General features: G+C 59.6%; 9 protein-coding genes and 1 pseudogene. 2 read left to right on the top strand and 8 right to left on the bottom strand.

The window, feature by feature from the left end:
- Positions 1-473 precede the first annotated feature (473 nt).
- The 3 genes from E5W87_RS14050 to E5W87_RS14060 form a co-directional block, all read right to left on the bottom strand.
- On the bottom strand, positions 474-1,190 hold the full coding sequence (locus E5W87_RS14050; RefSeq protein WP_292398116.1) for a Crp/Fnr family transcriptional regulator: 717 nt from the start codon (positions 1,188-1,190) through the stop codon (positions 474-476).
- Between the two features lie 121 nt (positions 1,191-1,311).
- The gene (locus tag E5W87_RS14055) at positions 1,312-1,566 is read right to left on the bottom strand and encodes a hypothetical protein (RefSeq protein ID WP_292398118.1); all 255 of its coding nucleotides are present in this window, start codon (positions 1,564-1,566) and stop codon (positions 1,312-1,314) included.
- A gap of 125 nt (positions 1,567-1,691) precedes the next feature.
- Positions 1,692-1,931, bottom strand: coding sequence for a hypothetical protein (locus tag E5W87_RS14060; RefSeq protein WP_128247155.1), 240 nt, complete (start codon positions 1,929-1,931; stop codon positions 1,692-1,694).
- A 517-nt stretch (positions 1,932-2,448) separates the two neighbouring features.
- On the opposite strand from E5W87_RS14060, the pseudogene E5W87_RS14065 reads away from it, so the two are divergent.
- Positions 2,449-2,767: pseudogene (locus tag E5W87_RS14065) on the top strand (DUF2934 domain-containing protein).
- 147 nt (positions 2,768-2,914) lie between these two features.
- On the opposite strand, the gene E5W87_RS14070 reads toward E5W87_RS14065, so the two are convergent.
- On the bottom strand, positions 2,915-3,052 hold the full coding sequence (locus E5W87_RS14070; protein WP_292398121.1) for a hypothetical protein: 138 nt from the start codon (positions 3,050-3,052) through the stop codon (positions 2,915-2,917).
- Between the two features lie 360 nt (positions 3,053-3,412).
- On the opposite strand from E5W87_RS14070, the gene E5W87_RS14075 reads away from it, so the two are divergent.
- On the top strand, positions 3,413-3,547 hold the full coding sequence (locus E5W87_RS14075; RefSeq protein ID WP_281033166.1) for a hypothetical protein: 135 nt from the start codon (positions 3,413-3,415) through the stop codon (positions 3,545-3,547).
- Positions 3,548-3,657: 110 nt separating this feature from the next.
- Here the strand turns inward: E5W87_RS14075 and E5W87_RS14080 are convergent, their stop codons facing one another.
- The 4 genes from E5W87_RS14080 to E5W87_RS14095 all read right to left on the bottom strand — a co-directional run bounded on the left by E5W87_RS14080 (position 3,658) and on the right by E5W87_RS14095 (position 7,010).
- Positions 3,658-3,810 (bottom strand): hypothetical protein, encoded by a 153-nt coding sequence (locus E5W87_RS14080; RefSeq protein WP_164759316.1) that lies wholly within the window; start codon positions 3,808-3,810, stop codon positions 3,658-3,660.
- A gap of 590 nt (positions 3,811-4,400) precedes the next feature.
- Complete coding sequence (locus tag E5W87_RS14085; RefSeq protein ID WP_292398126.1) at positions 4,401-4,895, bottom strand: hypothetical protein; 495 nt, start codon at positions 4,893-4,895, stop codon at positions 4,401-4,403.
- Positions 4,896-5,629: 734 nt separating this feature from the next.
- Positions 5,630-6,232: a hypothetical protein gene (locus E5W87_RS14090; RefSeq protein ID WP_292398128.1), complete on the bottom strand. Its 603-nt coding sequence runs from the start codon at positions 6,230-6,232 to the stop codon at positions 5,630-5,632.
- Between the two features lie 22 nt (positions 6,233-6,254).
- Positions 6,255-7,010: a DUF4142 domain-containing protein gene (locus E5W87_RS14095; RefSeq protein WP_292398130.1), complete on the bottom strand. Its 756-nt coding sequence runs from the start codon at positions 7,008-7,010 to the stop codon at positions 6,255-6,257.
- Positions 7,011-7,428 lie beyond the last annotated feature (418 nt).

Consider the following 7,428-nt stretch of genomic DNA (forward strand, 5'->3'; position numbering starts at 1 on the left):
AGACCGCCAAGGACACCACCACAGGTGCGCAGCAGCCGATGGGTGCGCGAGGTGCCACGGTCGCCGACACGCTGGGCGGATCGGCCGATGCCGCCGACCAGCAGTCGCGTTCGGGCGAGCACAACACTTAGCGCGCAGATCACTTGGAATCTCCGCGCATCTTCGCTTGGCGCAAATGACGGTGTTAGATGGCGGATCTTTCGAACTGGCCTATCGCGAACTGGCCTATCGAGGATGTGAGGTTATCCTCCCCACCACGGACGACAAAGCAGGGTTCAGATGCCGCTCCCTCGGTAGCGAACTCCCAGATCATGCAAGTGCCGGTTCGCGAAGCGATTTATGCCGTGAAGAATATGATGGCGAAAGGGGGTTAGGCTGTGGGAAACGCTCATGCGCGATGCGTCGGTTGAATTGCCGACCACGGTGGCGCTCGTCGCTACCGTGACTTTCGCCGAAGCCGCCGATTATAGGGGCTAGTCGGTTTTCCCCAGCAACCGCTCATATTCCCGCTCCGGCTCGCTGTAGGTGCCATCGGCCAACTGGAACAGACCATCACGATCCCTGATGACGATCTCACCCCGCGTGGCTCTGATTAGGCCCCTGCCCTCAAGCTCCTGGATTGCAACCGTGACACCCGGTCGCCGCACACCGAGCATGACGGATATGAATTCGTGGGTGATTGCAAGCCGGTCGGTGCGGACGCGATCGTGGCACATCAGAAGCCAGCGAGCCAAACGTTCGTCCAACTTCGACCGTGCGTTTACCAGGGCGGTGTAGCTGGTCTGAATATAGAGGGTCTGGACATAGAGAAGCAGAAGAGCCTTCAGCGAAGTGCTCTCAGACAGAGCAGACGACAGTGCCGGGGCTGGAACTCGCAAGCCGCTTCCCGCCAGTTGCATATAGGTGTCATGTGCGGCGCGATCGCCGCCTAGGGCCACTAAGGCTCCGGTCATGCCTTCCATGCCGATCAGGCCGACCTCGGTATCCCGGCCCTTAGGTAGTTTGGCGACTACCGACGCGATGCCGTCTTCCAGGAAATACACGTGTTCGATAACGGACTTCGTCGACTCAAGCTGGGTCCGCATCGGCAGCGCTACCCGTTCCATGTTGGGTTCGATCGATGCCAGATCGCCAGGGGAAAGTCGCCGCAATAAAGCATTTTGATAGGGAATATTGGGCTGGTTAAACATAACTCCACCCTCGGTAGGGCAAGAGCTTTCTGATCTCCCAGCCGTTCGCGCCCGTGACAACGTGCGAACGATAAGACTACATATGGGGGTGCTAAAGTCCCGAAGCCAATCACTTTAAGCATTAAGGGCGGGTACCGGGCATTCTGGCGGCATCCGAGAAGGGAAATCGCAACACCAATGCGTGTTTTTCGTCGCATATCTCAAAGATCGCGCCTGTCAGCATTGGCTTCCCGCTGAGCAGTCCTTCCGCCAGGATCTCCTTGGCGGAGGCCATCGCGTTCTCCTCAGCCTGCGCCAAATCCGCAAATTCCTGCCCCTCGAGGTCCTCGATGAGGTGCCCCTCCTCGTTCCGGATATGGAAAAAATATCTTGGCATGCCAGTCCACCTCCATGGACTATCTAGATGCATGGAGGCTCATGGATAGTGTCGGAAACGTACCAACCGGGGACATGTATGAACCGGACATTCGACGTGTCTGAGCGCTGGCGCAGGCCAGCGGGTCAGCTGACGCTGTCGGTGATTTCTGACCTGTCGAACAGCACGCCGAGACCATGCTCGACGGCACAGGCGGCGATCATGTCGTCAAGGGCTTTCCCGGACACAGGGCAATTGGGGAGGACTTCCCGTATGGCGGTTTCAGCTCTCGATGTTGAAACCACATCGTGCCGCCTTTTCCTGGTCTCCATATAGTGGTCGACTAGGGTTTTCAGACGCCTTGCCGCAATCTCATCTGCAAACATTGTTGTTCACTCCTGTCAGTCAGGTCGCCCGGAAACAATGACCCGCCCCTGTACGAGGGCGGGCCAATCCGATCGAGTGACCGGTGATCCGAGTGAGGGACCTGGATCGCTAAAGTAAGTTCGAGCGGGATTATTCGTTCCAAGGCGGCTACGGCTTGGTAATTCCCGTACATTGATTACTATGCTGAGGTGCACGCCGGACCTCGCAGCCGGTCAGGTGCGTAGGAATTCAGCAAGAGAACAAGTCGGATGGCGTGCGCGCCAGCGGTCAACAAACTTCACTGTTTCGCGCGCTCATTGCTTTGTTTCACCTGGCATTTCGCAAAGCACTGGCGCGATCCCTTCTTTCCCTCCGCGCTTTTTGGTCCGCACACCAAAAAGCCCGATGATGCGTCCGCGTCGATCGGCATCGTCATGCGTTGAACCCGGCGAAGATCTGCTTTGTCCGAATCTGGGTTTGGCGCCGGATCATCCGTCGCGCCCCGCATTGACGACAAATCTGCACGGAGGACTCAAGATGGGCGAAGGACGGCACGAAAAAAACCAACACCGCGCATACCAATTTGGGAACGTGAAGGCAGTAGACACGGCGATCACGAGCGACACTGGCATCAGGCTAAAGCCGAAATTGATCGAGAGGCCGCACTGCCCTTACCGCAGACGATGCTCTTCCGAAAACTCGCGAGATCGCCAGCTCGGACGCTATGACCGTCGAGGCCTTGGCAATGCGAACGGGCATAAGCGGTGACCAGGCCCAAGAATTGATCGATAGGCTTGGCAATGATCGCGCGGCCATCGAGGAAGCCGCGCGGAGCATTAAGGCGGCGGGAGGGTGACCTCAGCGCGGCAATCCTCTTGTCACCCGGCTCGTAATGTTCGCCGAGCCTTATCGTCTTGTAAGTAAGCCAGTTGGTGCCCCGATCGGCGCCCCAGTCCAAATCACAATGGCAACAACCAACGAAGCAGTATTGAGCCTCGACCCTTCAGCCGGTCGAACATGCGGCCCAGTAGCGCCAGCTCGGACGGGCGGGACGCACCCGCTCCTTCAGCTTGTCGGTGATCGCCACGACACTCCCCGCCCTGCCCACCGCCAGAACCTGCCCTCGCTCGATTTCAGCCAAGCCGCCTACCGTCTCCCCGAATGCCAGGCCGGAAGAATGGAGAGCGTCTGCAACCGGGAGCGATCACGGCTGAGTTCTGGAGGACGAGTTCCAGGATTTCTATCCCGTCCAGACTCCAGCCGTGCCTGCTTGCCACACATGAGTTCGCCTTCGGACAGCGGCGCTTGGCCTGCCGTTCAGGAACAACAACGCCCAAGCCAAGTTCGGTCGTCCAGGAGGTAACGACAATGCGCATACTGAGAACATTCTTTGGATACTTGTGGCGGTCGAATAGCAAGTCGGCGCCCGACTTTGCGCCGCCCGTCGACGCGATCGTTCGGCTGCTGAAAGAAAAGCAAAAACTCGCTACAAAGAAAGGACTTGGTCGACCAGATCAGACTGCTGGCGGCTGACCGCGCTGCGACGCAGGCGGGCGGCATCTCGTCCAACGTCCATGATCCTGCCAAGTGGATGATCGTGCTACTTGCCGACGGCACCTATAACGGCCATCCATGACTTCAATGTGGGGGTGAACGCCATGGCCGCCCGCGCCACTCGGCAGTCCTTGTGCAGAGAGCTGCTCGAACGCATGCCGAGCGGATCGAAAAACGGCTCTTGGCCAGCGGCTACCAACGCTGTTTCTCGGCATGGGCCACCGTCTCGGCGCCGATCGTCGTGCCAACTGGCGTAGTATAGGAGATGCGGAAGGGATCGAGCGGCCCCGCTGACACCACCTTCCAGATCTTGCCCTCGGCCGATGTCGGCTTCGTCGTGCTCACCAACGGCACCCCGTCGGTCCGCCGAGGCGGTCGCCGCCAGGCACATGGACATCGTGCAGTGCCATTGTCACGGCGGCGATGGATATGTCATCGGCGATTGAAGTTGGAAACTGAGGTCGCTAGGCGGGCTCTCGTAACTCCTCGAGCCGACTCCGCGTTCAAGGCAGATGCTCTAGACGGGCTCATCCGAACCTAGATCGGCGCTGCGGTTCCGACTGCTCGGGTGCCCATCAGTCCCGGTCGGCCCCTCCGTCTGCCAGAGCTGGATCGGGTTGCCCTCCGGATCGGCAAGCCAGGCGAACCAACCATTTGGGTAGTGTTCGGGGTCGACCTCACCGCAATTCCGGCTGCCGTGAATATGGTCTGGACGTCGCGCACCCGGAATCGGCCGGTGGCTTGCCGGCCGACCTGTCGCGCTTCGAGAACTGCTACCTTCAGGCCCGGATCCCGCAAAAGATAAGACAGGCTGCGTGTAGTCCGACGATCCCTGCCCCGACGATCGCGACGTCGATCCATAGATTGGTCTGCAAGGTATCAAACGAAAGCTTCCTGCTCGCGGTCAAGCTAGAAGGGGATCGGCATTGGAGCCATCAGCCTGGCTCCTCACGAATTTCCGATATCGCCGCCGTTGGGCCGGTGGGCCGACCAAACACTTCGGTCCTTGCGGCTTCCAGCTCGCTCAGAGATGTTGAGAGGGTCGCGCCCCAGACGACATGGACAGCCAGCATCAGAAGATTTCGGTAGACGGGATGCCGCCAGGCGGGTGCAAGAATATGGGCAGCGGGAATCCATCCCAGATAGCTGAGCGCCCAGACTCCGAGGCCGTAAAGAACGCCGCTGCCACGGCGCACAGGCAAAAGCGCAAAAACGGAGCCGGTCAGGGCTCCAAAGCCGAAATGGGCGAGCAGCGTGCTCGTTCGTGCGTCCTGCTCGTCACCGGCGATTAAGACACGCTCGACGATCTCGCGGGGTGGCAAAGGATAGCGCTCCCGGTTCTCCAGCAACGCGTGAAGACGCCTCATGGCGATCGTCATCGCTAGCGTGGCCGCAAGTCCCGCCAGAGCTCCTGATACGATCCGCTGCAACACCTTCTCCCGCGATGATATTGCCAAACGGCAGTCTGGCGCGATTGTTCCCGAGTACCTGCGGCGTCTTCGCCAGGCTGTCGTGGCCGATCGCGCAACATATCCCGCGCCGACGTGCTGTTTGAAATGGCCTGCGAATGCGCCCAAGCGCCGAGGAGCTTGGATAGGAGCGCCTGCGGGACGTTCTCGACGGGGCTGCCCCGCGCAAGGCGTGCTGGCAAGAAGTTTAAGAGGCGCGATACCGCGGCATCGGGCGCTTCCCGGCACTTGTGGCACGACCACCGCGGACGACTGGCAATGTGTTGGCAACGTCTTGATTGGCCGGCGGCTCCTTGAGGCGCCATGCGCCCGGTCACAGCTTCAGCTCCGGAACTCAGCCCGGAGCCCGGGCGAAGACCCCGACACTTACCACGCCTTCTGGTCGAGGGCGATCAAATGAGAGGGGACGAGGTACTCCCGTTGGGTCGCGCAAGCAGCGGGGTGTAAATCTGCTCGTACGAAAAGTCCGGATCGCGTTCGTTGTTGAACACCGGGAGGAACCAGCTAGCTCAAGAGGAGCATTCGCTTCGATCGACACGCCGGCAACGAGCGCGGACGAGCCACCGGCCCCGGTTGTAAACACGATTGAACCCCCGAAAAGCCCAAAGAATTGGCGAAGGCAAGCAACCGCAGCCGAAATACAAGCCGTAACAGTTTCCGCGGAACTGCTACGGCCTCGGACCTCAGTTCCTCGACTAAGGTCGATCTACATTGCGGATGCGACTACGCTCAATGTCTTCTGCTGGGTATGGCTCCGCATAGGGATCAAAGCCGGTCCACCCGCCAGCCTCGTATTCACTGCGGCGTTCGGCGAGATCGATCGACCTGGACTGTTCAAGGATCCGTTCAGCATCTGGAACAAGCTGATCCTCGACCTTGGCCGTTACAAGAGCGCCGCCACGACGGACGCCTTCTGCATAAACATGGGCATCCGCTTCAGGTATGCCAGCATCTGTCATTGCGCCGATAATCCCGCCCGTTGCTCCCCCTACAGCGGCACCGGCAACTGCCCCCGCTGCAGTAGCCACCAGCCATCCGGCGGCAACTACTGGCCCGACGCCCGGAATGGCCATGATGCCTAACCCTGTGAGCAATCCTCCTGCCCCGCCGATTACTGCGCCAATTCCCGCGCCAGCCGTCGCATCTTCTGCAGCTTCCGAGCGATCACCGTCGTACCAACCCGTTGCATTGTTGGCGACGATGCTGATGTCGGAGTTTGGAATGCCCATTGCTTCCAATTCACCCACGGCGTCGGCTGCGTCATCGTAATCGTCAAATAAACCCGTTACCGTTTTCATGGCTCAACTCCTGAGTGTCTGTTCAGTTGGTGCTGGCAACGATGTTGCCTTGATAATCCAAACCTACCGCGGTGCTCTTTCCGTTCTTCATGGCCTGACCGCGCCAGATGCCTTGGTCGTCCTTTTTGAGGTCAGATACGTCAGAGTAGCCGGCATCCTGGATGCGGCTCCTGGCCTGATCTTCCGTGAAGCTGTTGGCACCGGGAGCTAGCGCCCGGGTATTCGGGGTATCGGTTGTATTCACCGCGGGTGTGGTCGAACTCGTACTGGAAGGCCCGGCAGCCATTTTAGATGCAATGTCTTCTACCATTTGCTGATGCGCCTTAAGCGTGGGCACCGTGTCTTTCGCGAACGTCTTGAGGGCCGCGTTGTCTCCGTGGCTTGCGTAGCTTTCGAACAGTTTGACGGCGTCGGCATGTGCTGTGCGCTGCGCCTCAACATAGGGCTCATCAACCGGCGCCTTGGCGGACTGAAGCTTCTCCAGATCCGTCTTGTGCTTGGCGTCCAGTTGCTTGGGAACCTTGAGCTTCTGGTCGCCAGCGACGCTCTCCAGCTTGGCGTTAGCCGCACCATGATCATTGATCATTTTCTGCGCGAATTGCTTGACCTGCTGGTCGTCAAGCTTGCTCAGAACACTCTGGCTTGATTCGACTTCGAACCTTCCACCGACAGCAGCTTTGTCGACGAAATCCTGTGCGCTGTCCGCGGCCAATGAGGGTACGGCGAAGGCGATAGCGGTGGCGGTAACTAAGCCGCCAAGAAGGTGTCGAATCTTCATGGGCTTTATCCTTGTTTGGTGGTGCACGACTGTGGCTGGTGCACGACTTTGCTACCGACCCAACAAGGCAGGACCCTCTTTGTTCCAGGGTGAGAAACAATATGCCCGGAGCCAAGTTGTTTCGAGTGCCGGGCGAGCCAAAAACGAGCAAACCTCGCCTTGCGAGCGGCTGCAGCACGCCAGGACGTAGCCTGTCGCCTTTTCTTCCGAGCTCAGCCCGCGAAAGTCATTCAGGCGACTTTGCCCGACAGCTTGCCTATTCGGCGCGTTCCGCAGGTTCCCTGCTGGCACGTGGGACGTAGACTCCGCACTTGGCGGCGCGAGATCGGGCGTCAGGTCCTGAATGGCGACACCGATCCGTCTCGGCGCACCTCGCCGTGCTCAATAGGTGGCTTCATCACGGCCGACGCCATTGCAA

Source organism: Mesorhizobium sp., assembly GCF_004962925.1.
Classification (GTDB): Bacteria; Pseudomonadota; Alphaproteobacteria; order Rhizobiales; family Rhizobiaceae; genus Mesorhizobium.